Genomic DNA, 25,696 nt, shown 5'->3' with positions numbered 1-25,696 from the left:
GGTGAATGCACCAAATTGTTTGGGTGCAATGAATGGTATTGGTGATCAAATGGTTGATACTTATGATAAATCGCTTCATGCGCCGCGGCAGTACAAAACAATGGAATCGCCGCCGCAAGAACTGGATGAGGTTGCGCTTGATGCAGCCATCGCGGGCCTGATCGGAGGTTGCGAGCCCGAAGAAACGCCGCGCCGTTCTGAATTTCCCGATCTTCTGCCGCAGGATCCCGCCGTGACCGACGCGCAGCAGGATTCGGGTGTTGGTGCTGTTCTGCGCCAGACATGGGCGCAACTCTCGGGTGCTGCGTAAGTCAGGCTTTTTCTACTTATCTAGATGACGCGGAAAATCTCTGCACGTTGACCTTATGGCCACAGGTCAGGTCAATTCACCTGGCCGTGGTCTTTCGACATTGTCAGTTCCGCCGTCCTGAGGCTCCCTACCGGCCCGAGGACTATGAATCGAGCGGTAGATGCCAGGCCCCAAACCTACCCATGTTGAACCGGATCTGCATCTGCCCAAGCAGGTCGATGCCGTTGTCATAGGCGGCGGCATTATTGGTGCCAGCACCGCGCTGGAACTGGCCGAGCGCGGCATCTCTGTTCTGCTCTGCGAAAAGGGGCAGATTGCGGGCGAACAAAGTTCGCGCAACTGGGGCTGGGTTCGGCTGGGTATGCGTGACCCCCGTGAAATTCCTTTGATGCAGGAAGCGCTGCGCGCGTGGCAGGACATGGATCAGCGGCTGGGGCGTGACACCGGGTATGTTCAGGCGGGTATTCTGTTCGGCGCCTCCGGCAAGCGGGCCCGCGCGAACCTTGAAAGATGGGTGGAGAATGTGGATGGGCAACACACCGAGGCTGAAGTCCTGTCAGGTGCTGCATTGAATGCGCTGTTGCCCAGCGGTGCGGTCCAGTTCGAGTGTGCCCTTCATATGCCGCAGGATGGCCGGGCCGAGCCGCAATGGGCGGCTCCTGCCATGGCCGAGGGCGCGCGGGACCGGGGTGCGGTCATCCTGACAAACTGCGCTGTCCGCAGCGTCGACATGCAGTCCGGTCGCGTGGCCGGGGTGTTCACCGAACGCGGACGGGTTGCGTGCGAAAGGGTCGTTCTGGCGGGCGGGGCCTGGTCGCGCCTGTTTGCAGGCAATGCCGGGATCGATTTGCCGCAGTTGAAGGTGCTCAACACGGTAATGCGCACCTCGCCCGTTGCCGACGGACCCGAACCCGCGCTGTGGTCGGACAATTTCGCCCTGCGCAGACGAGCCGATGGTGGCTATACGATTGCGTCGGGCCATGAAAACACGGTCGATCTTGTGCCGGATAGCTTCCGGCTGGCAAAACATTTCCTTCCCGCCTTCCGTCAGGAATGGAAGTCTTTGCGCTTTCGCATTTCGCGCAGATGGGCGGTTGAGGCCAGACAGGACCGGGCATGGCTGCCCACCGATGTGACCCCGTTTGAACACTGCCGCGTACTGGACCCCGAGCCGTCGCAAAAAGTGCTGCGGCAGACCTGGGATCGAGCGCGCAGGGGGATTCCGGCCCTCGCGCAGGCGGAAATCGTTCAAAGCTGGGCGGGTTTGATCGACGTGACACCTGACGCCATCCCCGTCATCTCGGACGTGGATGACATGCCGGGGTTGGTCATCGCCACAGGCTTTTCGGGCCATGGCTTTGGCATAGGGCCCGGCGCAGGCCGCCTTGTGGCCGATCTGGTCACAGGTGCTGCGCCCTGCGTTGACCCGGCCGCCTTTCGGCTCTCGCGCTTTACGGATGGCTCGGACGTGCGGCCGGACCCGGGGTACTGAGCACTCAACCCATCATCTGATAGCTGACCGGCACAAAGCGGAAGCCGTCGCCACGCGTTTCCACATAGCCCGCCGCAGGGAAGGGCATGTGATAGCCGATCATCGGCACCTTGTCGGCAGCCAGCAAACCCAAAACATTGCGACGAGAGGCCGTGGCAGCGGCTTTGTCCATGTCGAACCGGACCTCCCATTCGGGATGGGCGAAGGACCAGACATAATGATTGGCCAGATCCGCCGTCAGGATCAGGCGCTGGCCGTTGCTTTCCAGATGATAGACCATATGACCGGGCGTGTGCCCGAAGGCGGCCATCGCCGTGACGCCGGACACCACATCGTTGCCGTCTTCGACAAATGTCATCTTTTCGGCCAGCGGCGTGACCTTTGCGGCAACCAGATCGCCAACACGATTGCCTGCATCCTGCGCGGCCCAGAATTCATACTCTGGCGCGGCGGTGACATAGCGTGCATTTGCAAAGGTGGCTGCGTCATTGGTTGTCATGCCGCCGATATGGTCGGGGTGCATGTGGGTCAGCACGACCACATCGATCTGATCCGGTGTCACACCAGCGTCCGCCAGAGCCGCCTGAATGCCGCCTTGTCCAAGGCCGGTGTCGAACAGAACCAGTTCGGAACCGGTATTAACCAGGGTCGGTGTAAAGAAGAACTGTGCCACGTCGGGAGAGATGAAGTTGTCGGCTGAAACCTGCGCGAATTCTTCGTCCGAAGCGCCGCCGCCAAAAATCTCTTGCGCTCCGTCCCGGGGCAAGCTGCCATCCAGCAGGGTGGTAACGGTGAAATCGCCCAATTGGAACGACTTTGCGACTGTCGAGTTTGCCTTGGTCTCGGACCCAGCGGCCAGAACCGGGGCTGCGGTTGCTGCGAAAGGTAGTGCCGCAGCTGTTCCAAGGGCCGCGCGGCGGGTCAGTTTGATGGTCATCGTCGTTCTCCCTGTCAGAGCATAATTGAAGGATCTAGGCCGGTCCGAACCTGTCTCCAGTCCGTGCACCCGGTATTTAGGCTGCGCGGATGCACATTACGTGTTAATTTTTGTTCATGCCGCAATCCGCAAACAAAACCGCACCGACCGGGCAAAGCGTCGCGGAATTTCTCGCCACGGTGCAGCCCGCGCCAAAAGCGCAAGAAGCTCAGCAGCTTGACCAGTTGTTTCGCAAGGCAACGGGGTTCGCGCCGCAGATGTGGGGCCCGTCGATTGTCGGCTACGGCTGCTATCACTACCACTACGCGTCCGGGCGCGAGGGGGATTTTCTGGCGACGGGGTTCTCACCGCGAAAGGCTGCACATTCAATCTATATCATGCCGGGCTATGCTGATTTCGGCGATATCCTGTCGAGACTTGGAAAACACAAGCTGGGCAAATCCTGTCTTTATGTGAACAAACTGGCGGATATCGACTTTACGGTCCTGTCCGAACTTGTTCAGGCGGGGTTGCAGGATCTGGCACAGAAATGGCCGGTCGTGCCAACCTGACGGACTTCATCTTTTCAAAAATACTCTCACCGATCCGGCGCGTTTTCCGTGATCCGCTGGACAATTCGCCCATCCTGTGACAAGAGCCGCGCCAACAGGAGACACCCATGACCACCACCCGTTTCGCCCCGTCGCCCACCGGTTACATCCATGTGGGCAACCTGCGCACCGCGCTGATGAATTACATGATCGCACGCAAGGCAGGCGGCACGTTCATCCTGCGCATCGACGACACCGACCCCGAGCGCTCGAAGCAGGAATATGTCGATGCCATCAAGCAGGACCTGGAATGGTTGGGACTGCACTGGGACCGAGTCGAGCGCCAGTCCGAGCGCCTGGACCGCTATGCCGAGGCCGCTGACAAGCTGCGCGAGATGGGCAGGTTCTACGAGGCGTTTGAAACGCCGACCGAACTGGACCTCAAGCGCAAGAAGCAACTGAACATGGGCAAGCCGCCGGTCTATGACCGTGCGGCGCTGAATCTGACGGATGCCGAAAAGGATGCTCTGCGCGCCGAGCGTGGGAACGGCGTTTGGCGGTTCAAACTGAATCATTCGCGGATCGAATGGGCCGACGGCATTCTGGGCGATATCTCGATCGACGCGGCCTCGGTGTCTGATCCGGTGCTGATCAAAGCGGACGGTCAGGTTTTGTATACGATTGCCTCAGTGGTGGACGATACCGAGATGGGCGTGACCGATGTGGTGCGCGGCTCCGACCATGTGACGAACACGGCGACACAGATTCAGATCATCGAGGCGCTGGGGGGCAGCTGCCCGCGGTTTGCGCACCATTCGCTGCTGACCGGCCCTCAGGGTGAGGCACTTTCGAAACGTCTGGGCACATTGGCCCTGCGCGATCTGCGCGAACAGGGTGTCAAGCCAATGGCGCTGCTGAGCCTGATGGCGCGGTTGGGCTCGTCTGATCCGGTTGAGTTGCGGGCGGATATGGCGGAACTGATCGACGGGTTCGATGTCACGCGCTTTGGCGCGGCCCCGACCAAGTTCGACGTGCAGGACCTGTTCCCGCTGACCGCGAAACATCTGCAATCGTTACCTTTGGCGGATGTGGCTGACGCGGTGGCCAACGCTGGCGTTCCGCCCGAGCTGGCCGAGCCGTTCTGGGCGATGGCGCGCGAGAATATCACCACATTGAACGACCTCAAAGGCTGGTGGGATCTGTGCCGCGATGGGGCTGAGCCGCTGATCGACGACGAGGATCGTGATTTCATCGCCGAGGCGATGGCGCTGTTACCCGAAGGCCCGTTCGATGGCGAGACCTGGGGCGCTTGGACCAATGCCGTAAAAGAGGCGACGGGTCGCAAGGGCAAGGGCCTGTTCATGCCGCTGCGCAAGGCGCTGACGGGTATGGAGCGTGGACCGGAAATGGCGGCTCTGCTGCCGTTGCTTCAGGTGATCCGCGCGCGTGGCTAAGTTGATCGCGCCTTGTGGCGCGTGCCTCCGGCGGAGGTATTTTTGAACAGAAGAAGGGGTGGGCGGCGCGTCTGCCCTTTGTTATGCAGGCTGGATGATCCTGCAGCCCAGCCGTGTCAGGTGGTCGTCGACAAAACGGGTCTCGTCCGGTTTCAGCGGCTGGTGGCGCGGATAGCGGGGCGCGGCGCGGTCATTCAGGATCGGAGCCTGCCAGCCGTCGGTGGTGGCAAAGAACCTTTCGGCACCTTCGGGGCCGAAGGCGCGCAAATAGCCCTGAACTACTACATCGAGATAGCTGAGGACCACCGGGTAGTCTTCGGTTGCGCGGGTGTGGCGGCCCTCAGGCACCGCATAAACTGCGATTTCGACATCATGGGTCAGCGTGTGCGACACAGATTGCGTGGCGGACACGCGGTCATAGGCCCATTCCCGTTCATCCAGCGCCGCCCAGTCGTTCTTTGGCACATGGGCGATCATGCCGTCGATCTCGGATCCGGGGTCAGGAATTGCCGTCAGCATGGCAACTGGACGCAGGTCAGTGTGACGCCAAGCCCGTCGCCAGCCCTTCAACCGCGCCGGGTGTGGGTTGGGGAAATCATGTGTGGAAAGATTCACCAGGCTGCCATAGCCAAAGAAATAGGGGTCTGCCATCCGGCGCGCGGTCCTTGTTGCGATTGATGTATGTCAAACCGGTTTTTTGCCGAACATGCAATAAGGCTTCATTCAGATTCGAGGGAGGTCCCGATGCGCATTACCAAACGGACGAACATTGCAGTGCGGCTGTTGATGTATTGTGCCGCCCATCAAGACAGGTTGGTGACAAAATCCGAGATCGCCGAGATTTGCAATATCTCGGAAAACCACCTGGCGCAGGTGATCAATCAACTGAGCCAATTGGAGTATCTGAGTACCAAACGCGGGCGCAATGGTGGGATGACGCTGGCCCGTGGAGCCGATCAGATTCGCATTGGCGCGGTGTTTCGCGACATTGAAGGGGCATTGCCGATTGCCGAGTGTTTTGCCGATGCCGACAATACCTGCCCTCTGACAGAAGCGTGCCGCCTGCGGCTGGCGTTGCAGGATGCGGCCGAGGTTTTTTACGCGTCGTTGGATGAGATTACGCTGGACGCGCTGATCTGCGACAACGACCCGCTTCTGAGGATCTTACAGCCGGTGGCCTGCGCCCGCTGACATCAATCGCTGGCGCGCAAGACCCGAGCCGGACGCACTGCAAGGGGGCGCAGGGCAAATGTCAAACCGGCGGCCAGAGTCACGATGATTCCGGTTGCAATGATACCAAGCGCCGAAGGCCAGATGATTGTGTAACCGGTGTCAAAGATGTAAGTGGCAACGGCCCAACCGCCAAGAACTCCGGTGAGCAGGGCAACAAGACCCGCCGCAGCACCCAGCAGGATCGAACGCAGTGCAAAGCTGAACAATATGCGTCGCCTGCCAGCGCCCAGCGTTTTCAGAACAGCCGCTTCATACCGGCGTGCGGGTTCTCCGGCGGCGGCAGCGCCGATCAACACCAGGAACCCGGTCAGCAGGGAAATGCCTGCCCCGTAAGATGTCGCTGCGGCCAGCCCTGCAAGCAGACCTGATACCCGGTCAATCGCATCCCGCACCCGGATCGCCGTGATATTGGGATATTGCCCGGCCAGATCCCGCAGGATCTCGGCTTCGGCCTGTTCCTCGGCATAGACCGTGGCGATGAAGCTGTGGGGGGCTCCGGACAGGGCTGCGGGGTTCATTGACATGACAAATCCCATACCCGCCGTCGAGAAATCGACCTCTCGTAACGAGGTCAGGGTGGCGGTGATGTCGCGCCCCAGAACGTTCATCGTCAGCTCATCCCCAATTGTCAGGCCCATTTCCTGCGCCTCTTCGGCCGCGAAGCTGAGTTGGGGTGGGCCGGAATAATCCGATGGCCACCAGACCCCTTTGGTGATCCGCGTGTTTGCCGGGGGTTCGGCAGAATAGGTCACGCCCCGGTCGCCTTCCAGAACCCAGTGATCGCCCGCGACCTCTTGGGCGGGGCGGCCATTGATCTGTGTTATGATCCCACGCAGCATTGGGGCGCTTTCAATGCGACTGACGGCCGGATCGTTCTGCAGGCGTTCGGTAAAGCCGGGCATCTGGTCTTTCTGAATATCGACAAAGAAATAGGACGGGGCCACATCGGGTAGGTTCCCGGAAATCGCATTTCGCAAGGTGCCGTCGATTTGCCCAACAGCGGCCAGAACCGACAGGCCCAGACCCAGGGACAGAACCACCGATGCGGCCCCCTCTTTCGGGCCGGATATGGCGGATAGCGCCCAACGCAGGGGTGCATTTCCACGCGCCCAGGGGCTGCCAACCCGCGCCAGCCACCGGATGCCAAAGGCCGCCAGCGACAGTAAAAGCAAGGCCCCTGCGATCCCACCTGCGGTCCATAACGTCAACCGGGCTGAGCCTGTGAACCAGGCAGCCGAGGCAATCAGAAGGGACAGGCCGATCCCGGTTGCCAGCACATAGACCGGGCGTGGGATGGCGCGGGCCGAAGCCAGTGCATCGCGGAACAAGGTTGCGGCGCGCACTTCTTCGGTTCGGGCCAGTGGCCACAGGGTGAACAGAAACGCGGTTAGCACGCCGTAGAGTGCGGCCTCGGCCAATGGACCGGGATAGAGGGCAAAGACCGCCGGAATGGGCAGGCGGCTTTCGATCACAGGGGCAAGCAAGAGCGGCAGGGCCGAACCCAATATCAGGCCGATTGCGATACCGATACCGGACAGAATGCCAATCTGGATCAGGTAGGTTTGAAAGATCGTCGCTCGATCCGCGCCCAATGTGCGCAAGGTAGCGATGGTTTGGGTTTTCTGAGATAGATAGGCGCGCACAGCGGCAGACACGCCGATCCCACCAACCGCCAATCCGGCCAGACCGACCAGCACCAGAAAGGCGCTGAGACGTTCGACGAATTCGGCAATACCGGGCGCACCATTGCGGGCATCGGTCCAACGCATCCCGCTGCCATCCAAGGTCGCGTCAGCCTCGGCAGACAATTGCGCCAGATTGCTGTCTTGCGGAAGATCCAGACGGTATTTTGTGGAAAACAATGTGCCCGGCTGCAACAGGCCAGAGGCCTGCAGATCCTGCGTACGCACCAATGTACGCGGTCCCAGCCCAAATCCGTCAGCAGCCCCATCGGGTTCGTGGATCAAGGCGGCCATCAGAACGAAGTCTTGCGTGCCCAATGCAAAGCGATCCCCGACCGACAGCCCCAACCTGTCGATCAGCGCAGGGTCCATAACCGCGCCGGGCAATCCGTCCAGGCCGCTCAGGGCTTGGGACAGGGGCATTGGCGGTTCCAGTTTTGGCGTTCCGAGCAAGGGATAGGCCGCGTCAACCGATTTGACCTGGGTCAGGGCGCGTTCAGGTTCGGATGTACGGGTGACGGCCATCGAGCGGAAATCGACCACTTCGGACAGATGGTCGGCGGCCTCTTCCATCCAGGCGCGTTCGTCTTCGGAGGCAAAGCGATAGGTGAATTCCAGTTGCGCATCCCCGCCCAACAGTGCTGCGCCTTCCTGTACCAATCCGGCATGAATGGCGTGTCGCACCGAACCAACTGCTGCAATGGCCGCAACGCCCATAGCAAGACATGCCAGGAAAATCCGAAATCCGCGCAGGCCACCGCGCAGTTCACGCCGGGCCAGCCGACCCGCAAGCCGCAGGCTCATTCCGCTGCCTCGCGCGCGGCGTCCTCAGTAATGCGCCCATCCCGCAAACGTACCACCCGGTCGCATTTTTGGGCCAGTGAATGGCTGTGTGTGACCAGAACAAGCGTCGCCCCGTGCCGGTCGCGCAGATCAAACAGCAGCTCGACAATGGCAGTCCCATTGGTTTCGTCGAGGTTCCCGGTCGGCTCGTCCGCCAGCAGAATGCGGGGACGCGGGGCCGAGGCACGCGCCAGCGCCACCCGTTGCTGCTCACCCCCGGACAGTTGCGCCGGATAGTGATCGCGGCGGTGCGACAGGCCGACGGCATCCAATTCGGCGCTGGCGCGTTCAAACGCATCCTTGTGTCCGGCCAGTTCCAGCGGCGTGGCCACGTTTTCCAGCGCGGTCATGGTTGGGATCAGGTGAAAATTCTGGAACACGACGCCCATCGTATCACGCCGAAAACGCGCCAACGTATCTTCGTCCAACTGTGTCAGATCTTGACCAAGCGCGGTAATCGATCCACCGGTTGCCTGTTCCAGCCCGCCCATCAACATCAAAAGCGAGGATTTACCGGATCCGGATGGACCAATCAGCCCAAGGGTTTCCCCTTGATGAACTGTCAATGTAATGTCGTGCAGGATATTTACCCGGCCAGCATTGCCATCCAGCGACAAAGCGGCATTTTGAAGATTAAGAACAGGTGTCGACATCAGTGTTTCCGAGCAAGGACGATAAGATGGGATATGGAGTGGTTGATATTTTGCGCAAGGCCCTGATGCCAGGTCTGTTTGCCTGCTGCGGTTTTGCGGCCACAGCCGAACAGGTCGTTATCGCGGCGCTTGGGGATTCGCTGACGCAGGGCTATGGATTGGTCGAGCAGGACGGGTTCGTTCCTCAGTTACAGGCGTGGCTGCTGGAGCAAGGGGCCGACGTTCGCCTGATCAACGCAGGGGTTTCGGGCGACACCACAGCCGGAGGGGCGTCCCGGGTCGGATGGACACTGACCCCGGATGTGGATGGGATGATCATCGCACTGGGGGGCAATGATCTGCTGCGCGGTATCGACCCCGCCGTTTCGCGTGCAAATATGCAGTCGATCTTGACCGCAGCGCAGGAGGCGGGTGTGGGTGTTCTGTTGGTCGGGATGCAGGCTCCGGGTAACTATGGACCCGATTACAAACAGGCCTTTGACGCGATCTATCCGGACCTTGCGCAGGAGTATAAGGTGCTGTTTGCAGAGAGCTTTTTTGAGGGCCTGCAAGCAGATGGCGATCCCGGTGCAGTTGGTCAATTCATGCAGTCTGATGGCATCCACCCGAATGCCGAGGGGGTTGCCCGGATCGTCAAGGCGCTTGGCCCGTCCGTTTTGGAACTGGCTGAAATGTCAGGCAAGCAGGAGTGAGCGATGCCGGGGCGGTTCTTTCTGACGCGACCGTTTGACAAGATCGCTGAAGCTCTGAACGTAACCGGCGATGTTGATGTGCAGCCGCCTCGTCGCAATATTCAACCCGGGCAAGAGATGATCGTTCTGACCGAGGCCGGTCTGAAGCCCATGCGCTGGGGCATGATCCCGGTCGGGCGCGTCAATGCGCGAGGTCGCCCGGTGATGGAGACGATCATCAACGCCCGGTCTGAAACGGTGTTCGACAAATCCGCCTTCGAAGGGGTTGGTCGCGCGGTTGTCCCCGTAGATGGCTGGTACGAATGGACCGGTGAAAAGCGCCGCAAAACCGCGTGGCGGATTGCGTCTGCGGATGGAGAACCTTTGTATTTCGCGGCGATTACAGACAGTTGGCAGGCTCCGGGCGGAGTGCAGGTCGATCAGTTCGCTGCAGTGACCTGCGCGCCAAATGCCGATCTGGAACCTATTCATCACCGGATGGGTGTCTTGCTGAAACCCGAGGCCGTACAGACATGGCTGACAGGAACCGAAGCGCAGGCCAAGGTGCTTGCGCGCCCTTGGCCAAATGGTCTGTTACACATAGAAGAAGCCACGGATGTTGACTGGACCGGGCTTTAGGGCCGGTCAGACGACGGTGACGACAGTGCCGATCGGTACACGTGCATAGAGATCGATAACATGTTCGTTCAGCATCCGGATACACCCGTTCGAGGCCGCGCGCCCTATGGTCTGCGGCTGGGTCGTGCCGTGGATGCGGAAATAGGTGTCGACGCCGTTCTGAAATAGATAAAGTGCTCGTGCGCCCAAGGGGTTATCGCCTCCGCCCGGCTGGACATAGTCATTGTCCTTGAACTTGGCATAGGCCACCGGGTCGCGTTCGATCATCTCTTCGGTAGGCCGCCAGGTGGGCCACTCCTTCTTGACGTCGATGGTGGCGGTGCCGGTAAATTCCAGCCCCGCTTTTCCGACGCCGCAGCCATAGCGGATCGCCTTGCGCGGCTCGGTCACGTAATACAGGTAGAACGAGCGCGGTACGACCAACAGCTGGCCGGGCAGAAATTGTTTTTTGATTCTAACGAATTGCGGGGTTGGGTCGTATTCGACCGCTTTCTTGGCGCTGGCGGTGCCGGGCAGCATGATCGCTGCCGTCCCGGCCATAAAAGCGCGGCGAGTAAACATATTGCGTCCCTTCCAAAGACAAATGAACTTTTGGTCCAGTCTCGAAAGGATAGCCGATTTGGTCAATCGCCGGGGCGACATAACCGGAATGTGATGTATTCTGCGTGCCACACATGCTGTCGTGCAGCAACAAAAGGGTGAGGAAATATCCTCACCCTTTCAATAGCTTAGGCCAGCGCGATGTCGTCCGCGCTTTCGCGGCCGTCACGACCGGCGCGCAGTTCGTAGGTGACTTTCTGGTTGTCGGCCAGACCGGTCAGGCCCGAACGCTCGACAGCCGAGATGTGAACGAAGATGTCTTTGCCGCCATCTTCGGGTGCGATAAAGCCGTAGCCTTTGGTGGTGTTGAACCATTTTACGGTGCCTGCGGGCATATCCGTTATCTCCTGTTTGGTGCTGCCCACGGAGTTGCGGCAGCCTGGCGTCGTAGTCTGGATCGAGTGACTGAGCGCCGTGGAAGGAGACAGTGGGTCGAAATAGAAAAACGTAAGCCTCTTGGATATGGCATCGGGGCGGAAGGCTGGCAAGAGGGGATTGTCCGACTTGTACACGGGTTTGCAGGGCTTTTGTTCGTTTTGTACAAAAATCCGCCGATGGGTTTGGTTATCGCAGTGGTGGGTTTTGATATGGGTGGATTATCGCAGAGGTCGTTCAGAACCTGTTAACCAGCCTTGTGCTCTGGTCACGGCATGAGCACCAATCGCCGTATCCGCATTCCCGGCGCCAAATATTTTTTCACCCTGTCGCTGGCAGACCGGTCGTCGGACCTGTTGGTGCGGGAGGTGGCGCATTTGCGGGCAGCCTTTGCGGTGACGCAGAGGGAGAGGTCGTTTTGGTGTGACGCGGTTGTGGTGTTGCCGGATCACCTGCACGCGGTTTGGACCTTGCCGCCGGGGGATGCGGATTATTCGATGCGGTGGGGGGCGATCAAGGCGCGGAAACATGCTTATTGAATAAGTGAACCGAAGATCGGACTCTTTCACAGCAAGAGAAGCTTCATAACGCGAAAGACAAGTAGTCGCTTAGATAAAGGAGGAGGCTAGGTGTGCTCGCGATCGCCAACAGCCAAATTACACGTTTCCGCTTCTGGTTCTCTTGGAGCAAGAGCATATCGGTAAGGCGGATGGCATCTTCGAATTCGGTGCCAGTTGTTGAATATTCATGTTGGGGAAGCTTGTTTGGCTGACTGCTCCGCAAGTAAGTGCTTCTGATTACATGACTTAGTATATTTCCGTAAAGTAGGTGAGCTTTTAAGTGCGTCAAAACCCTACGCGTTCTCTTTCTTTTGGTTTGCACATCCAACAGAAAGAACGTCGCAATAAGGAGCGGAGAATAATAGCCTAAGTTCATTAAATAGGTGGTCCAAAATGACTCATTAGAAATAGAAGTATGAAAATCAACGCTTCCCCAAGTGCTCTCAAGCTTGCTCAAGATATTATCTGTGTAATTCGATTTGAAGAATTTAGGTATGTCTGGAAACGTAGGGTAGATCGAAACAGAGCTTCCGAAAATCGCAGTGAAACCGACAAAAAATCGCACCTGTCCGAACTTTGGAGTTACGCGCTTAATATATGAAGTATAAGAACTTATTGCTACTGCGTGCCGCATCCTAAACAAATTAAGTATTTGGCGTGTGATCGAGATCGCGAAGGGTTTCACACCCCTGTTCCAAGCTGCTGCGATTAGTGCTAAAACTATCAATGCAACAAGCGAACCTGCAACGCCTGCCAACACATGAGCGTAGCCGGAAGGTGGTGAGCTCTCGCTCATTTTCAAGATAGTCCAGAAGAAGACCGACGCTACAAAAGTCAGAATGTAAGTTTTAGTACTTCGGTAGATAGGCAGCCCAAATGCAATTCGCTCGTTAGATGTCCTCGTCCAATAGACTGCCTTTTCAAAAAGTGCGACATATGACTGACGTAGTCTAAGCAAGCCGGGCAATTGGTTCTTTGTTGTCTGGGAGCGTTCATCTTCAGACGAAGTTTGCGCCCAAGGTGCGAAATCCGCTTTTAGTTCAACTAGTCGACTGCTGGATTGTAGGCACCGTTCCAACTCTTGATAATCTGGTGCCTCGGCGAATGAGCCCGAGACTTGTGCAGGGTTTTTGTGCAGAGGTTGCCAATCATTACCTCTCACATTGGAATGTCTGGAATTGTTAAACACATGCGTGTGGCCGAGACATTCCTTAATATGCAGTGAAACCAAACTTGCGATATTGTACTTTAGATGTTGATCAATTTCGCCAGAATTCCAACATATTGTAAAAAGAAAAAGCCCGTCCGTTCTATATGCGGTTTGGATCGCTTCAACGTTTTCGCGCACCAATTGAATTGGTAATCCGCGCTTTATGGCACAGTTAACAACCGCATCTATTTGGAACTGACTTCCAGGGTCACCAAACACTACGGGGCAAAACGAATTTGTTGGCCTTGGACACCAATCAAGGTAAACGTCATATTTGTTCATAAAGCTAGTTAATTAGTTTTATTGCGGCCAATATGTAGAAGAAAACGTATGGTAAGAATACCAGGATAATATCTGATCTCTTACCTTCATTTTCCACGATATCATCTTCGGATGAATCTATGTCAAGTCTTCGAATACACATCAAAATCTCCAAATATAAACCCGATGCTACTCGGACTGTCTTTGCAGTTTCAAGACTTTTGTATCGTGCTCACGTTCACCTCGCGAACTTCTTATGCTTCAACCGTTTAGGCTCCAGCGCGTCTGGTCCTAACCGCCGCTTCTTGTCCTCTTCGTAATCCTCGAAGTTGCCCTCGAACCATTCCACATGCGCGTCCCCCTCAAACGCCAGAATATGCGTGCAAATGCGGTCGAGGAAGAAGCGGTCGTGCGAAATCACCACGGCACAACCGGCGAAATCGACCAGTGCGTCCTCCAACGCGCGCAGGGTTTCGACGTCCAGATCGTTGGTGGGTTCGTCGAGCAGCAGGACATTGCCGCCCTCTTTCAGCAGGCGGGCCATGTGGACGCGGTTGCGCTCACCACCCGATAGCAGAGAGACCTTCTTCTGCTGGTCGCCGCCCTTGAAGTTAAACGACGAGCAATAGGCGCGGGAATTGACCTGCGCGTCGCCCAGCTGGATGATCTCGGCGCCGCCGGTGATCGCCTCCCACACGGTGTCGTTATCGGCAAGGTCGTCGCGGGACTGGTCGACATAGGACAGTTCGACCGTGTCGCCCAGCGTGATGGTGCCGCTGTCGGGCTGTTCCTGACCGGTGAGCATCTTGAACAGCGTCGATTTACCCGCGCCGTTGGGGCCGATGACGCCGACAATGCCGCCGGGGGGCAGGGCAAAGTCCAGCCCTTCGATCAGTTGCTTGTCGCCCATGTGTTTCGATAGGCCCTCGACCTCGATCACCTTGCCGCCGAGGCGCTGGCCGTTGGGGATGACGATCTGGGCGCGGGTCAGCTTTTCGCGTTCGGACTTTTCGGCCAATTCGTTATAGGCGTTGATCCGGGCCTTGGATTTGGCCTGACGGGCCTTTTGGCCCTGACGCATCCATTCCAGTTCGCGCTGCAGGGTTTTCTGCTTGGATTTGTCCTCGCGGGCTTCCTGCTCCAGCCGTTTGGCTTTTTGTTCCAGCCACGCGGAGTAGTTGCCCTCGTACGGAATACCGCGCCCGCGGTCGAGTTCGAGGATCCAGCCGGTGATGTCATCCAGGAAATAGCGGTCGTGGGTGACGATCAGGATGGTGCCCTTGTAGTCGATCAGGTGCTGTTGCAACCAGGCGATCGTTTCGGCGTCCAGGTGGTTGGTCGGTTCGTCCAAGAGCAGCATGTCGGGCGCTTCGAGCAACAGCTTGCAGAGCGCCACGCGGCGTTTCTCACCGCCCGAGAGGTTGGCGATGTTGGCATCGTCGGGCGGGCAGCGCAGCGCCTCCATGCTGACGTCGATCTGGCTGTCGAGGTCCCAGAGGTTCTGGCTGTCGATTTCGTCCTGCAGCTTGGCCATCTCGTCAGCGGTTTCATCGCTGTAGTTCATGGCCAGTTCGTTATAGCGGTCGAGGATCGCCTTCTTTTCCGCCACGCCCAGCATGACGTTTTCGCGAACGGTGAGAGTTTCGTCCAGCTTTGGTTCCTGCGGAAGGTAACCGACTTTTGCGCCCTCAGCCGCCCATGCCTCGCCGGTGAAATCCTTGTCGAGGCCGGCCATGATCTTCATCAGGGTCGACTTACCCGCGCCGTTGACGCCGACGACACCGATTTTCACGCCGGGCAGAAAGCTCAGGTGGATGTTTTCAAAGCACTTCTTGCCACCGGGATAGGTCTTTGAGACACCCTGCATGTGGTAGACATATTGATAGGCGGCCATGTCGCGTCCTCTGGGTCGGGGAAATTGAGTTGGGCGGTGTGATATCCGAGCCAGAGGGGGCGAGCAAGAATAGTTCTGTGCTTAGTCGAAGGCTTCCAGTAATTTTTCGGTTAAAGATTTGTTTTCGATGACCAGACCTTCCTCGCGGATTCGCCGAACAATTTCGGGGTTAACCATCTGAGCCGCTTTTTCTCCGGCCATCTGGCCTGTTTGCGCGCCATGCTGCATCATCGCAGGCATCTTGCGGAGCAGATTCTTCCCCGTTGGGCTGTCGTAGAACCGGGCGATGTCGTGCAGTTCGGAAGCAGAGAAATTGTCAATGTAGAATTGAGCCGTCGGCACCCGCATCTCATGGATGAAACTGTCCATGAATGCGTCCATCACGATGTCAATAAACGCTTCGGGATCGGATATTGTGATGCCCTCGGAATTTAGGTCGTGTTGGATGGCTGGTATCAAGATAGGGCGCATCGCAACGAGCACGCCTTGCACGATTTCTTCGTTTACTGTGACCTCAGCAATATAGTCAGCATCTTCCCGCGCGCCGGCAAACAAAGGGTTTGAGGCGAAGGTGAGGATTGCAATGGCCATTGAGAACTTGCGCAATAGTTTGTCCAATCGATGAAGTGTTTCAATATGGGCGCAATGCTTATCCAGTTCGCACGGACGCTGCAAGCTATGGTAGCTTAGGCCGTCAGGCAATTAATCCACGCGTTGTGAAGGTTAAAAATAACGGAAGGAGCAGTAGATGGCGGCGACATTCCGGGACATGATTGCAGGTTATCCGCAGCCCGGTCATGTGGAGTGGATCGGGGTGCGGCCTGAACGGCGGGTAACGATGCAGTCTATTGAGACCGTCATGATTTCTGCAAACGGCCTCGACGGCGACCGCAGCCGCGCAGGCAAGCGGGCCGTAACTCTGATCCAGCAGGAGCATTTGGGGGCGATTGGGTCTTATCTGGGGCGGGGGCCGGTCGCGCCTGAAGTCTTGCGGCGCAATCTGGTGGTTTCGGGGATCAATCTGGCGGCACTCAAGGGGCGGGAGGTGCAGGTGGGGGAGGCCATTCTGCGCTTTACCGTGATCTGTGCGCCGTGCAGTCGGATGGAGGAGGCTCTGGGTAAAGGTGGCTATTCTGCCGTAAGGGGACATGGCGGGTGGTGTGCCGAAGTGGTGCGGCCCGGGCGGGTCGCCTTGGGCGATGTGGTGCAGCCGGTTGATTGACAACCTCGTGCAGTTCTGACCATCAGCAAGGGATGGAGCGGTTTCAAATTCCATACGCGCGGCCCGGGCAGGTCGTGGGGCTGTTCGGGGGGTCTTTCGATCCGCCGCATCAGGGCCATGTGCATGTCACGCGTGAGGCGATGAAGGCGTTTGGGCTGGATCGGGTGTGGTGGCTGGTGTCTCCGGGCAATCCGTTGAAGACGCGCGGGCCTGCACCGCTGGCGCAGCGTCTGAAGGCAGCGCGGGCGGTGATGGCGCATCCGCGGGTTGAGGTGACCGACGTTGAAGCGGTGACCGGGACACGGGCGACGGCGGATACGCTGGCTGCGCTGCACAGGCTTTATCCGCAGGTGCGGTTGGTGTGGATCATGGGGGCCGATAATCTGGCGCAGTTTCATCGATGGAAAGACTGGCGGCAGATCATGGACTCGGTCCCCGTTGGCGTTGTCGCGCGTCCCGGCGACCGGATTTCGGCGCGGATGTCACCAGCGGCGCGGCTTTATGCGAAATACCGGATCGACGGGCAGGCGCGGCATTTGCTGGGCCGAGCGCAGGCGCCTGCGTGGTGTTTTGTGAACGTGCCGATGGTTGACGTCAGTTCAACTGATCTTCGCAATCGCGGCATCTGGGGCGATGGGGTGTTGCCCGAATGACTCCGGTCGGGGCATAATCTTAATCTAGTGATTGTCTGCATTTAAGCTCTGGGATTTTAATTGACCCATGGTTGATCGTATTTCGCGACGTTTGTTTCTGACCGGGCTTGGGGCATCATTGGCCCCCGTTGCCGGTCTTGCCGATGCCCCCCTGACATCCTTGCGACCGCAAGTGCGGGGCGTACAGGTCAGTGGTGCCGAGCGGCTGGTGCGGCAGGCCGGGCTGCGCGGGGATGTTGTGTTTGCCGTGGCGGATGTCAAAACCGGGGCGCAGCTAGAGGCGCTGGGCGGCGCGCAGGGTCTGCCGCCCGCAAGCGTCGCCAAGGCGCTGACCGCGCTTTATGCGCTGGATGTGTTGGGGCCGGATCATCGGTTTGAAACCCGGCTGGTGGCGGACGGGCCAGTCGAGAACGGTATCCTCAAAGGCGATCTGATCCTGGTGGGCGGGGGCGACCCGCTGCTGGATACGGATGCGCTGGCCACGATGGCGGCCAATCTGCGCGAGGCGGGGATTACCGAGGTGCGCGGGGCGTTCAAGGTCTATGACGGGGCGCTGCCTTACGTGTTCAGCATCGATCCCGGTCAGCCGGACCATGTGGGGTACAGCCCTGCGATCAGCGGGATTTCGTTGAATTTCAACCGGGTGCATTTTGAATGGAAACGCGCCGCGACCGGTTACGACGTCAGCATGGATGCGCGCAGTGCGCGGTATAACCCATCCGTCGAAATGGCGGCGATGCGGGTCGAGAACCGCAGCCTGCCGATTTACACCTATCAGCCAAGCGCGCGGCAGGATCGCTGGACCGTGGCCAAGGGTGCGCTGGGCAATGGCGGGGCGCGGTGGCTGCCGGTGCGTAAGCCCGCGCAGTACGCCGGGGACGTGTTCAAGACGCTGGCACGTTCAAACGGGATCGTGCTGGGCCGGGTGCAGGTCACGCGCGAGACACCGAAGGGCACCGATCTGGTGATCCATCAAAGCGACCCGTTGCAGAGCATTCTGCGCGGGATGCTGAAATATTCGACCAATATCACGGCTGAAATGGTGGGGTTGGCGGCGTCGATCGCGAGGGGGGCTGCGCCGCAAAATCTGGCCGAGTCGGCGCAGGAGATGAACCGCTGGGCCGCCGAGACCTATGGTGTCGATACCATCGCGATGGTGGATCATTCGGGTCTGGGCGATGCGTCGCGTATGGCGCCGGGCGATCTGGTGGCGGCACTTGTGATGGCGCGCAAGACCGGGGCGCTGCGACCTTTGCTGAAGCCTTTTGCCCTGACCGACAGTCAGGGGCGGCCGATGCGGGATCATCCGATCAAGGTGGATGCCAAGACGGGGACGCTGAATTTTGTCTCGGGTCTGGGCGGGTTTTTGACCACGGCGGACGGGTCCGAGCTGGCCTTTGCCATCTTCACCGCAGATGTGGATCATCGCGCGACGATCCCGCGTGCAAACCGCGAGCGCCCGGATGGCGCGCGCAGCTGGAACCGCCGCTCACGCAAATTGCAACGCGCCCTGATCGAGCGCTGGGGCGCGCTGTATGGCAGTTAACGAGCGGGCGCAGTATCAGACGGCGTGACGCGCGCGCGCGCCGCGTTCGATCGCGGCGGCATGCAGGCGGTCGACGTTCAGCTCGTACCGGATTTCTTCCAGCAGGCGCAGTTCGGTTTCCGCCAGAGCCCCATCCGCTGCCGCCACATCGCAAGCCAGCGCATAGGCGGTTTCGTTCAGACGGTCGGGCAGGTTTTCGCGGACAAGGCCGAACAGGGCATCCAGCCCATCTTCTTGTTCGAACAGGTCGAACACGATCTGCGAGACAACGCGGGTGCGGTCGATATCATAGTCGGCAAAGACCGGCAGCATGTTGACCGCGGTTTCGATCTTGACCAGCTCGGCGGTGCGGATGTTTTCGTCCGAGGCCGAAATCGCCACCATGATCGCCACAAGGCAATCCTGCGGGGACATGGGGGGTGGGGTTTGCTGAGCCATGGGATCGTCCTGCGTGATTTGGTGCAGGCGCACGATAGGAGGGGGTGCGTGGAGGTTCAACAGGTAGTTTGGGGGAGCGGAGAGTGCGATCGGAGGGCGAGGGATGATCTGGAGGTTTTTGTGAGGGTCGGCTTTCAGCCCAAAGCGACCATTCATTGCGCCTTTGATCAAGCTTTTCGAAGGGCACTTCAACTGTTATCCCTTTGCCTATGATTATGTGGTTTCGAAGCTTCTTGTTGATTGCGGTGTCGCCAGGTTCAGCTGCGTTGGCCTGCAGTCCTGATCCAAGTTTCCCCTACGACGATATAGTCTCGAAGGACGTGTTGCTGGCCACTGCCACCGTAAGGGCGTTCGAAATTGAAAATTCTGAATCTGAATTGTGCTGGAAAACCAGCTATTCGGATGCTCAATATTTGTACGGAGTTGGTGCAAAACAGTTTTTTGTCAGAACATGCTGGGATGAGGAAACGGCAGATGACGAGCTAGGTGCAGATCCAGAAGCACTTGATATTTATGGTTTTGTAAAGAACGCCAACGTTGTTTTGGGTTTAGTGCGTCCGCCGGGAAACCCCTCGTCACTAAGGTACGCCATTCCGTCATGTTGGGGATGGTTCCATATCAATTTGGACGCGTTCTCGAACGAAGAGCGTGAGGAATTTTTTCAAGAACTCGAAGACCAAATCAAAAGTGCACAATGACGGCTAAATCCGCAAAACGGACATTTGCGCGGCAAAGCAGCCATCGATCAAACGTCGTTCTGGCCTACAGAGACATGAATTTTCCCTCCCTTCATTGACTCATGCTGCATCCGCACAATAACAGGGGCCGGTCCGGCTGCATGGGGTGGCTGGCGCGTTTCCCGATGGAGCAAACCAATGTCTGAACTGCGTGACACCGCGATGTCGTCCAAGGCCTGGCCTTTTGAAGAGGCGCGGCGGTTGCTCAAACGGTACCAGAAAGGCGCTCCGGACAAGGGGTACGTGCTGTTCGAGACGGGCTATGGCCCCTCGGGGCTGCCGCATATCGGCACCTTTGGCGAGGTGGCGCGGACCACGATGGTCAAGCGCGCGTTTGAGGCGCTGTCGGATATTCCGACCAAACTGATCTGTTTCTCGGACGATCTGGACGGGATGCGCAAGGTGCCCACCAACGTGCCGAACCCTGAGGCGTTGCAGGAGTATCTGCAATGCCCGCTGACCTCGGTGCCTGATCCGTTTGGCACGCATGACAGTTTTGGTGAGCACAACAACGCGATGCTGCGGCGGTTCCTCGATACGTTTGGGTTCGAATATGAGTTCTATTCGGCACGGGACTTTTACCGCTCGGGTCAGTTTGACGAGGTTCTCAAGCGGGCGGTTGAGAAGTATGACGACGTGATGGCGATCATGCTGAAAAGCTTGCGCGAGGAACGGCAGCAGACCTATTCGATCTTCCTGCCGATCCACCCGGAAACGGGCCGGGTTCTGTATGTGCCGATGAAAAAGGTCTGTGCCGAGACCTACACCGTGACCTTCGATGACGAGGACGGCAAGGAATGGACGCTGCCCGTCACCGGTGGCAACGTCAAGCTGCAGTGGAAGCCAGATTTCGGCGCGCGCTGGGCGGCTCTGGGTGTGGATTTCGAGATGTATGGCAAGGAACATGCCACCAACGAGAAAATCTATGACGCGATCTGCCGGGCTTTGGGTGGCCGCGCGCCAGAGCATTTTTCGTACGAACTGTTCTTGGATGAGAATGGGCAGAAGATTTCGAAATCGTCCGGCAATGGCGTGTCGATTGACGAATGGCTGACCTATGCGCCGACGGAATCACTGGCGTATTTCATGTATCAAAAGCCCAAGACCGCCAAGCGGATGCATTTCGATGTGATCCCGAAAGCCTATGATGAGTATCATCAGCAGTTGCGGGCCTATCCGGGGCAGGATCTGAAGGCGCAGTTGAACAACCCGGTGTGGCATATCCACGGCGGGGATGTACCCGCATCCACGCTGATGGTGCCCTTTGCGATGCTGCTGAATCTGGCATCCGTTTCGGGGGCCGAGGACAAAGAGGCGCTGTGGGGCTTTATCCGCCGCTATGCGCCCGAGGCCACGGCGGAAACGCATCCCGATCTGGATCAGGCGGCGGGCTTTGCGGTGCGGTATTTCAACGATTTCGTCAAACCGACTCGCAAACACCGTGCGCCCACGGAGCAAGAGCGTGAGGCGCTGGAGGCGTTGAAAGCGGCGTTGGAAGCCTATGACGGACCGATCGAGGACGAGGCACTGCAATCGGTCGTCTATTCCATCGGACGTGAGCGGTTCGATCCGATGCGCGGCTGGTTCACGGCGCTGTACGAGGTGCTGCTGGGTGCGTCCCAAGGCCCGCGCTTTGGAGGATTCATCGCGCTGTATGGCGTGCCCGAGACGATTGCCCTGATCGACAAGGCACTGGCCGGAGAGCTGGTCTGATTTGACCTGATGGCGCTTGGGGCTACTCTTGGTTCAGGAGGTGGCCCCATGCGTCGTATCTTGCTTGCCGTTGCCCTGAGTGCCGGGATGGCCTCGGGTGCCTATGCTCAGAACGCTGAGATCGAGGCCAATATCGCGGCGCAGATACAGGCGTTCAAGGCGGATGATTTCGCCACCGCCTTTACCTTTGCCAGCCCCAACATTCAGCGCCTGTTCGGCACGCCCGAGAATTTTGGTGTCATGGTGCGGCGCGGTTATCCGATGGTTTGGCGACCCTCGGATGTGCGGTTTCTGGACCTGCGCGAGGAGGCCGGAGCCCTGTGGCAAAAGGTGATGATCACCGATGGCAATGGCCGGGTGCATATTCTGGACTATCAGATGGTGCAGCAGGACAATGGCTGGAAGATCAACGGTGTGCAGTTGCTGGGTAACGCCGACCCGGCAGCCTGACGCAACACCACCGTCACGGTGACATGAGCGGCAGTTAACCCCTTTTCGATAGCAAGACCTTCGCGCTTGGGCAGCGTCCCGGGCTTTGGGTTTTGGCGCGCTGATGGCGCATATGGGAAAGGGATTTTACATGAACAAGGCAATCACCGACGGCATCGTGTTCATGCCGCCTGCCTTCGCGGATGGGCTGAGCGTGTGGTCCAGCGGCGACGGCACCCCCGGATCACCGACCTACGATGGCTCGGGGTCGGGTGCGTTTGTTCCCGCAGATGCGGATTTCGCGGGTTGTCTTGAGATTCTCAAGACCGATGCCACGCAGCGGCTGCGGTATATGGGCCAAACCCAGTTGCTGCCGGGGTGCTATTTGCAGATCAAGGCGCGGGTCAAGGCGATCAGTGGGCCCTTGCCCGAGGTCCGCATCGCCGGATGGGCCGGTGGTGCGGGTGATGCGCATGTGACCGGGCTGGTCGAGCAGGGCCCGGCGACGCAGCTGGCGGCTTATGGCAGGGTCTATGAAATCTCGGCCATTGTGGGTACCGGACGGCGACAGGGTGTGGATATGCCCTGGGGACCGCAGGCAATCTATGGGCATTTTGGTCTGGATATCAACGGCACCAACGGGGCGCTGGTCCGGATCGATGATATCGAGATCGTCGATATCTCGGGCGTGTTTCTGCGTGACATGATCGGAGTGGTCGATGTGCGCGATTTCGGTGCGGTGGGCGATGGTGTTGCTGATGACTCGGTTGCATTCGAGGCGGCGGATCAGGCTGCAAATGGGCGCCGGATTTACGTGCCGCCGGGCACTTATCTGCTGAACCAGAATGTCAGCCTGTCGGCGGATGTGGATTTTGACGGCACCGTGACGATGCCGGATGACCGGATGCTGCTGCTGACCAAGAGCTTTGATCTGCCAAGCTATATCGCCGCTTTCGGCAACGAGGAACTGGCCTTTAAAAAGGCGTTTCAGGCGTTGTTGAACAATTCGGATCATGACTCGCTGGATCTGGGCGGGCGCAAGATTGCCGTGACCGGGCCGATCGATCTGCAGGCGGCGGTTCCGAACCGGACCAGCTATGCCACCCGCCGGGTTCTGCGCAACGGGCAGTTCGACGTCAAAAGCAGCGCAGCCTGGGATACCGAGACCTTCACCTCGGTCGCGAGTTACAGCACGTCCGATCCGCTGAAGCTGTCGAACGTGGCCAATGTGGCGAACATTCCGGTCGGGGCCCTGATTACCGGCAGCGGTGTCGGGCGCGAGGTCTATGTGCGTTCCAAGAATGTCGGCGCAGGTGAGATTACCCTGAGCGCGCCAATGTTTGGTGCCGCGGGCACCCAGAGCTTTACCTTTACCGATTTCAAGTACTTGCTTGATTTTTCGGGGTTCAGCTCGTTGCAGAAATTCGGCATGGAGAGCATCGAGTTTCAGTGCAACAGCCGCTGCAGTGCCATTCGCCTTGCCCCCAGCGGGAACACCTTTGCGCTGAACGATTGTTTCATCAGCCGTCCCAAGGATCGCGGGATCTCATCGATTGGGCGCGGCTGTCAGGGGATGCTGATCGACGGCTGTCAGTTCCTGTCCAGCGAAGAAGGGCTGGATGTGGCGGATCGCAGCTCGATCGCGCTGAATTCCAACGCCAACGACGTCAAGCTGCGCCATAACCGGGCCAACCGGTTCCACCATTTCGCGGTTCTGGGCGGCGACAACAATCTGGTTCTGGGCAACCACTTCTTTCAGGGCGACGACAGTTCGAACGGGGTGCGCAATGCCGGTCTGGTGATGATCGGCGGCTATAACAGCTCGTCCATTGCCGAGAACTATGTCGATAACTGTTTTATCGAATGGACCAACGAACATGATGCCTCGCCCAGCTATAGCTCGGGCTATTCGTTCAGCGCGCTAAGCATCACCGACAATATCTTTTATGCCAGCAATGTCGCGTCATGGTTCCGCTATATCGTGATACGCCCGCATGGCAGCGGGCATTTCCTGAACGGGCTGGCGGTCACCGGTAACAAGTTCCGCACCAATGCGGGATCGATCAGCCGGGTTGAGGGCGTGAACACCAGCATTGCCAGCCTGAACCCCGAGCGGTTTTCCCGTGTCAACTTTGCCAATAACACCTTTCACGGGATATCGACCCCCTGCGAGAACCCGCTGAGGGTGCGATACAGCCGCAGTTCGCGGTCGTCATCCTGGACCATCAGTTCCGGCGGCAAGCTGCCCTTTGGCGCGCGCGCGCTGGGCTGTGACGCGGTTGTGGCCATCGGGCCGTTGCGGACACAGCTGGGGACAACCAAATACACCGCGCCCTATGTCGAGCTGAAACAGGGATCAAGCCAGAACCATGTGCGGTTGCGCTGGCCGGAATCCCTGAGCGGTGAGGTGTCGGTGATCATGCGCGCGGATCGCTGATCAGCATGGCCGGTCGCCTGTCGGGGCGGCCGGTCAATAGGTTAGCCAGAGCGCGAATTTGAATCCTGTGTGGTCGCGCAGGGCATTGCGCTCGGCCCCCACGATCCAGGCGGTATTCCCGGATTTGGGGCGATAGATGACCGAGGGGCGGACGCTCCAGTAAAATGGCTGATCGGGGATATATGAGGTTTCGACCTGCAAAAGCGGGTCGAACCGCCGCCCCGAGGACAGGCCCGCGGTCAGGTCCAGCTTGCGGATCAGCGCGTCATGCGTGCGATATTCCAGCGCGGTATCAACGGCCAGCCAGCCGTTGCCCAGCCCGGTCTGAATGTTTTTGCCATAAGACAGCGTCGCCTTGTAGAGCGCCCAGGTACGCAATTGCCGGTGATGGGCTCCGACGCCGATCTCGCCCGCCAGCCGCCCTGCCTTGCCGAAATCGGCCACCGGAAACCGGCCAAAGATCAGCGCGTGCCCGTAGAGATCCTGATGCTCTTCAGCGTCCAGGCCAAGGGTCAGGTTGGGCCGAAACCCCCATTCCGCATAGAGCGATGTTTTGAACCTGTAGGTGTCGTGTTCCTTGAACGTGGTGACGGAGGTTGCGGCAAATACCGTGCCCTGATCGCGCAGCCACGCCCCGGCAGAGGCCCAGCCGCCGAGCATACACCACATCAGAATTGTTAACACCAGGTATCTCATGCCCGCAGCATCGGAGGACATGGTTAACGCTTGGTTAGTAATCTCTTCATTTTCCGGAAAGAATTTTCCCGTGCACATGGGGCAGGAAACGGGTTGCGAATTTCAAAGCTGTGCTAGGCTGGGACCAGCCAAAGGAGAAGCCACATGCCGCAGATTTCAAAGACCAACAGCTGTCAGACCGTCATCACCACGTTTGAGATGACGCCCGGAACCTGTCAGGATCTTCTGGAGGCGCTGACGGATGCCTATTCCGAGTTCATCTCGAAACAACCGGGGTTCATTGCGGCCGGTCTGCATGTCAATGACGCCCAGACCCGGATCGCCAACTATTCCCAATGGGAGCGGCGCGAGGATTTCCTTGCGATGCTGCGCACCCCGGAAATGCGCGAACGCAACCGTCGGGTGAACGAGCTGTGCAAAAGCTTTGAGCCGGTCATGTATGACGTGGCCGAGACGTTCTGACGGTCCTGATCTGGATCAA

General features: G+C 58.7%; 27 protein-coding genes. 16 read left to right on the top strand and 11 right to left on the bottom strand.

All coding sequences use genetic code 11. The annotated features are described in order from the left end of the window. Positions 1–100: 100 nt before the first annotated feature. On the top strand, positions 101–310 hold the full coding sequence (locus ACR0FG_RS03995) for a hypothetical protein (protein ID WP_480890370.1): 210 nt from the start codon (positions 101–103) through the stop codon (positions 308–310). 160 nt (positions 311–470) lie between these two features. After that, the gene (locus tag ACR0FG_RS03990; protein WP_480890367.1) at positions 471–1,802 is read left to right on the top strand and encodes an NAD(P)/FAD-dependent oxidoreductase; all 1,332 of its coding nucleotides are present in this window, start codon (positions 471–473) and stop codon (positions 1,800–1,802) included. A 4-nt stretch (positions 1,803–1,806) separates the two neighbouring features. Here ACR0FG_RS03990 and ACR0FG_RS03985 read toward each other — a convergent pair whose 3' ends face one another. After that, the gene (locus ACR0FG_RS03985) at positions 1,807–2,739 is read right to left on the bottom strand and encodes an MBL fold metallo-hydrolase (protein WP_480890364.1); all 933 of its coding nucleotides are present in this window, start codon (positions 2,737–2,739) and stop codon (positions 1,807–1,809) included. A 116-nt stretch (positions 2,740–2,855) separates the two neighbouring features. Between ACR0FG_RS03985 and ACR0FG_RS03980 the strand changes: the two genes are divergently transcribed. Together ACR0FG_RS03980 and gltX are read left to right on the top strand one after the other, a co-directional pair. Continuing rightward, positions 2,856–3,290: a DUF1801 domain-containing protein gene (locus ACR0FG_RS03980; protein ID WP_480890361.1), complete on the top strand. Its 435-nt coding sequence runs from the start codon at positions 2,856–2,858 to the stop codon at positions 3,288–3,290. Positions 3,291–3,397: 107 nt separating this feature from the next. Next, entirely contained in the window at positions 3,398–4,723 is a 1,326-nt protein-coding gene (gene gltX / locus ACR0FG_RS03975; protein WP_170712814.1) for a glutamate--tRNA ligase, read from the top strand. Positions 4,724–4,804: 81 nt separating this feature from the next. Here gltX and ACR0FG_RS03970 read toward each other — a convergent pair whose 3' ends face one another. Continuing rightward, positions 4,805–5,374, bottom strand: a complete 570-nt coding sequence (locus ACR0FG_RS03970) for a gamma-glutamylcyclotransferase family protein (protein ID WP_480890358.1) — start codon at positions 5,372–5,374, stop codon at positions 4,805–4,807. Between the two features lie 93 nt (positions 5,375–5,467). Between ACR0FG_RS03970 and ACR0FG_RS03965 the strand changes: the two genes are divergently transcribed. Continuing rightward, on the top strand, positions 5,468–5,914 hold the full coding sequence (locus ACR0FG_RS03965) for an RrF2 family transcriptional regulator (RefSeq protein WP_480890356.1): 447 nt from the start codon (positions 5,468–5,470) through the stop codon (positions 5,912–5,914). Between the two features lie 2 nt (positions 5,915–5,916). Here the strand turns inward: ACR0FG_RS03965 and ACR0FG_RS03960 are convergent, their stop codons facing one another. Both ACR0FG_RS03960 and ACR0FG_RS03955 read right to left on the bottom strand, forming a co-directional pair. Then, positions 5,917–8,442, bottom strand: a complete 2,526-nt coding sequence (locus tag ACR0FG_RS03960; RefSeq protein ID WP_480890353.1) for an ABC transporter permease — start codon at positions 8,440–8,442, stop codon at positions 5,917–5,919. After that, the gene (locus tag ACR0FG_RS03955; protein WP_480890352.1) at positions 8,439–9,134 is read right to left on the bottom strand and encodes an ABC transporter ATP-binding protein; all 696 of its coding nucleotides are present in this window, start codon (positions 9,132–9,134) and stop codon (positions 8,439–8,441) included. The genes ACR0FG_RS03960 and ACR0FG_RS03955 overlap by 4 nt, the downstream gene beginning before the upstream one ends. 26 nt (positions 9,135–9,160) lie before the next feature. On the opposite strand from ACR0FG_RS03955, the gene ACR0FG_RS03950 reads away from it, so the two are divergent. Beyond that, positions 9,161–9,826: an arylesterase gene (locus ACR0FG_RS03950; protein WP_480890350.1), complete on the top strand. Its 666-nt coding sequence runs from the start codon at positions 9,161–9,163 to the stop codon at positions 9,824–9,826. A 3-nt stretch (positions 9,827–9,829) separates the two neighbouring features. After that, a complete protein-coding gene (locus ACR0FG_RS03945) occupies positions 9,830–10,444 on the top strand; it encodes an SOS response-associated peptidase (RefSeq protein ID WP_480890347.1) in 615 nt (204 codons plus the stop codon). A gap of 6 nt (positions 10,445–10,450) precedes the next feature. Here the strand turns inward: ACR0FG_RS03945 and ACR0FG_RS03940 are convergent, their stop codons facing one another. Both ACR0FG_RS03940 and ACR0FG_RS03935 read right to left on the bottom strand, forming a co-directional pair. After that, entirely contained in the window at positions 10,451–11,005 is a 555-nt protein-coding gene (locus ACR0FG_RS03940; RefSeq protein WP_170712826.1) for a L,D-transpeptidase, read from the bottom strand. 167 nt (positions 11,006–11,172) lie between these two features. Beyond that, entirely contained in the window at positions 11,173–11,379 is a 207-nt protein-coding gene (locus ACR0FG_RS03935) for a cold-shock protein (protein WP_170712828.1), read from the bottom strand. A 315-nt stretch (positions 11,380–11,694) separates the two neighbouring features. Between ACR0FG_RS03935 and ACR0FG_RS03930 the strand changes: the two genes are divergently transcribed. Further along, positions 11,695–11,958: an REP-associated tyrosine transposase gene (locus ACR0FG_RS03930; RefSeq protein WP_480890343.1), complete on the top strand. Its 264-nt coding sequence runs from the start codon at positions 11,695–11,697 to the stop codon at positions 11,956–11,958. A 43-nt stretch (positions 11,959–12,001) separates the two neighbouring features. Here ACR0FG_RS03930 and ACR0FG_RS03925 read toward each other — a convergent pair whose 3' ends face one another. The 3 genes from ACR0FG_RS03925 to ACR0FG_RS03915 form a co-directional block, all read right to left on the bottom strand. Beyond that, positions 12,002–13,471, bottom strand: coding sequence for a hypothetical protein (locus tag ACR0FG_RS03925; protein ID WP_480890340.1), 1,470 nt, complete (start codon positions 13,469–13,471; stop codon positions 12,002–12,004). A gap of 217 nt (positions 13,472–13,688) precedes the next feature. After that, positions 13,689–15,344, bottom strand: coding sequence for an energy-dependent translational throttle protein EttA (gene ettA / locus ACR0FG_RS03920; protein ID WP_480890337.1), 1,656 nt, complete (start codon positions 15,342–15,344; stop codon positions 13,689–13,691). Positions 15,345–15,425: 81 nt separating this feature from the next. Continuing rightward, complete coding sequence (locus ACR0FG_RS03915) at positions 15,426–15,935, bottom strand: DUF2059 domain-containing protein (RefSeq protein WP_480890335.1); 510 nt, start codon at positions 15,933–15,935, stop codon at positions 15,426–15,428. A gap of 157 nt (positions 15,936–16,092) precedes the next feature. Between ACR0FG_RS03915 and ACR0FG_RS03910 the strand changes: the two genes are divergently transcribed. The 3 genes from ACR0FG_RS03910 (at position 16,093) to dacB (ending at position 18,765) form a co-directional block, all read left to right on the top strand. After that, on the top strand, positions 16,093–16,566 hold the full coding sequence (locus tag ACR0FG_RS03910; RefSeq protein ID WP_480890333.1) for an MOSC domain-containing protein: 474 nt from the start codon (positions 16,093–16,095) through the stop codon (positions 16,564–16,566). A 32-nt stretch (positions 16,567–16,598) separates the two neighbouring features. Then, the gene (locus ACR0FG_RS03905) at positions 16,599–17,219 is read left to right on the top strand and encodes a nicotinate-nucleotide adenylyltransferase (protein WP_480890331.1); all 621 of its coding nucleotides are present in this window, start codon (positions 16,599–16,601) and stop codon (positions 17,217–17,219) included. A 67-nt stretch (positions 17,220–17,286) separates the two neighbouring features. Then, complete coding sequence (dacB, locus tag ACR0FG_RS03900; protein WP_480890328.1) at positions 17,287–18,765, top strand: D-alanyl-D-alanine carboxypeptidase/D-alanyl-D-alanine endopeptidase; 1,479 nt, start codon at positions 17,287–17,289, stop codon at positions 18,763–18,765. A gap of 15 nt (positions 18,766–18,780) precedes the next feature. Here the strand turns inward: dacB and ACR0FG_RS03895 are convergent, their stop codons facing one another. After that, positions 18,781–19,203, bottom strand: coding sequence for a tellurite resistance TerB family protein (locus ACR0FG_RS03895; RefSeq protein ID WP_170712842.1), 423 nt, complete (start codon positions 19,201–19,203; stop codon positions 18,781–18,783). Positions 19,204–19,526: 323 nt separating this feature from the next. Between ACR0FG_RS03895 and ACR0FG_RS03890 the strand changes: the two genes are divergently transcribed. The 4 genes from ACR0FG_RS03890 (at position 19,527) to ACR0FG_RS03875 (ending at position 24,519) form a co-directional block, all read left to right on the top strand. Next, the gene (locus tag ACR0FG_RS03890; RefSeq protein WP_480890325.1) at positions 19,527–19,901 is read left to right on the top strand and encodes a hypothetical protein; all 375 of its coding nucleotides are present in this window, start codon (positions 19,527–19,529) and stop codon (positions 19,899–19,901) included. 177 nt (positions 19,902–20,078) lie between these two features. Continuing rightward, the gene (locus ACR0FG_RS03885) at positions 20,079–21,653 is read left to right on the top strand and encodes a lysine--tRNA ligase (protein WP_480890322.1); all 1,575 of its coding nucleotides are present in this window, start codon (positions 20,079–20,081) and stop codon (positions 21,651–21,653) included. Between the two features lie 48 nt (positions 21,654–21,701). Next, entirely contained in the window at positions 21,702–22,103 is a 402-nt protein-coding gene (locus ACR0FG_RS03880) for a DUF4864 domain-containing protein (RefSeq protein ID WP_480890320.1), read from the top strand. A gap of 130 nt (positions 22,104–22,233) precedes the next feature. After that, the gene (locus tag ACR0FG_RS03875; protein ID WP_480890317.1) at positions 22,234–24,519 is read left to right on the top strand and encodes a glycosyl hydrolase family 28-related protein; all 2,286 of its coding nucleotides are present in this window, start codon (positions 22,234–22,236) and stop codon (positions 24,517–24,519) included. A 33-nt stretch (positions 24,520–24,552) separates the two neighbouring features. Here ACR0FG_RS03875 and ACR0FG_RS03870 read toward each other — a convergent pair whose 3' ends face one another. After that, positions 24,553–25,203 (bottom strand): hypothetical protein, encoded by a 651-nt coding sequence (locus ACR0FG_RS03870; protein ID WP_480890314.1) that lies wholly within the window; start codon positions 25,201–25,203, stop codon positions 24,553–24,555. Positions 25,204–25,359: 156 nt separating this feature from the next. Between ACR0FG_RS03870 and ACR0FG_RS03865 the strand changes: the two genes are divergently transcribed. Continuing rightward, a complete protein-coding gene (locus ACR0FG_RS03865) occupies positions 25,360–25,677 on the top strand; it encodes an antibiotic biosynthesis monooxygenase family protein (RefSeq protein ID WP_170712854.1) in 318 nt (105 codons plus the stop codon). Positions 25,678–25,696 lie beyond the last annotated feature (19 nt).

Source organism: Ruegeria sp. E1, from assembly GCF_056534225.1.
Note: the sequence above shows the minus strand (reverse complement) of the source record. Positions and strands in the feature narration are given on the sequence as shown.

Bases quoted from the DNA above. Each gene is read 5' to 3' on its own strand.
- ACR0FG_RS03915 (WP_480890335.1), bottom strand. From the start codon at position 15,935: ATGGCCATTGCAATCCTCACCTTCGCCTCAAACCCTTTGTTTGCCGGC.
- ACR0FG_RS03995 (WP_480890370.1), top strand. From the start codon at position 101: ATGGAATCGCCGCCGCAAGAACTGGATGAGGTTGCGCTTGATGCAGCC.
- gltX (WP_170712814.1), top strand. From the start codon at position 3,398: ATGACCACCACCCGTTTCGCCCCGTCGCCCACCGGTTACATCCATGTG.
- ACR0FG_RS03930 (WP_480890343.1), top strand. From the start codon at position 11,695: ATGAGCACCAATCGCCGTATCCGCATTCCCGGCGCCAAATATTTTTTC.
- ACR0FG_RS03940 (WP_170712826.1), bottom strand. From the start codon at position 11,005: ATGTTTACTCGCCGCGCTTTTATGGCCGGGACGGCAGCGATCATGCTG.
- ACR0FG_RS03970 (WP_480890358.1), bottom strand. From the start codon at position 5,374: ATGGCAGACCCCTATTTCTTTGGCTATGGCAGCCTGGTGAATCTTTCC.
- ACR0FG_RS03885 (WP_480890322.1), top strand. From the start codon at position 20,079: ATGTCTGAACTGCGTGACACCGCGATGTCGTCCAAGGCCTGGCCTTTT.
- ettA (WP_480890337.1), bottom strand. From the start codon at position 15,344: ATGGCCGCCTATCAATATGTCTACCACATGCAGGGTGTCTCAAAGACC.
- ACR0FG_RS03945 (WP_480890347.1), top strand. From the start codon at position 9,830: ATGCCGGGGCGGTTCTTTCTGACGCGACCGTTTGACAAGATCGCTGAA.
- dacB (WP_480890328.1), top strand. From the start codon at position 17,287: ATGGTTGATCGTATTTCGCGACGTTTGTTTCTGACCGGGCTTGGGGCA.
- ACR0FG_RS03875 (WP_480890317.1), top strand. From the start codon at position 22,234: ATGAACAAGGCAATCACCGACGGCATCGTGTTCATGCCGCCTGCCTTC.
- ACR0FG_RS03955 (WP_480890352.1), bottom strand. From the start codon at position 9,134: ATGTCGACACCTGTTCTTAATCTTCAAAATGCCGCTTTGTCGCTGGAT.
- ACR0FG_RS03925 (WP_480890340.1), bottom strand. From the start codon at position 13,471: ATGAACAAATATGACGTTTACCTTGATTGGTGTCCAAGGCCAACAAAT.
- ACR0FG_RS03905 (WP_480890331.1), top strand. From the start codon at position 16,599: ATGGAGCGGTTTCAAATTCCATACGCGCGGCCCGGGCAGGTCGTGGGG.
- ACR0FG_RS03965 (WP_480890356.1), top strand. From the start codon at position 5,468: ATGCGCATTACCAAACGGACGAACATTGCAGTGCGGCTGTTGATGTAT.
- ACR0FG_RS03990 (WP_480890367.1), top strand. From the start codon at position 471: ATGCCAGGCCCCAAACCTACCCATGTTGAACCGGATCTGCATCTGCCC.
- ACR0FG_RS03985 (WP_480890364.1), bottom strand. From the start codon at position 2,739: ATGACCATCAAACTGACCCGCCGCGCGGCCCTTGGAACAGCTGCGGCA.
- ACR0FG_RS03880 (WP_480890320.1), top strand. From the start codon at position 21,702: ATGCGTCGTATCTTGCTTGCCGTTGCCCTGAGTGCCGGGATGGCCTCG.
- ACR0FG_RS03865 (WP_170712854.1), top strand. From the start codon at position 25,360: ATGCCGCAGATTTCAAAGACCAACAGCTGTCAGACCGTCATCACCACG.
- ACR0FG_RS03950 (WP_480890350.1), top strand. From the start codon at position 9,161: ATGGGATATGGAGTGGTTGATATTTTGCGCAAGGCCCTGATGCCAGGT.
- ACR0FG_RS03960 (WP_480890353.1), bottom strand. From the start codon at position 8,442: ATGAGCCTGCGGCTTGCGGGTCGGCTGGCCCGGCGTGAACTGCGCGGT.
- ACR0FG_RS03895 (WP_170712842.1), bottom strand. From the start codon at position 19,203: ATGGCTCAGCAAACCCCACCCCCCATGTCCCCGCAGGATTGCCTTGTG.
- ACR0FG_RS03935 (WP_170712828.1), bottom strand. From the start codon at position 11,379: ATGCCCGCAGGCACCGTAAAATGGTTCAACACCACCAAAGGCTACGGC.
- ACR0FG_RS03980 (WP_480890361.1), top strand. From the start codon at position 2,856: ATGCCGCAATCCGCAAACAAAACCGCACCGACCGGGCAAAGCGTCGCG.
- ACR0FG_RS03910 (WP_480890333.1), top strand. From the start codon at position 16,093: ATGGCGGCGACATTCCGGGACATGATTGCAGGTTATCCGCAGCCCGGT.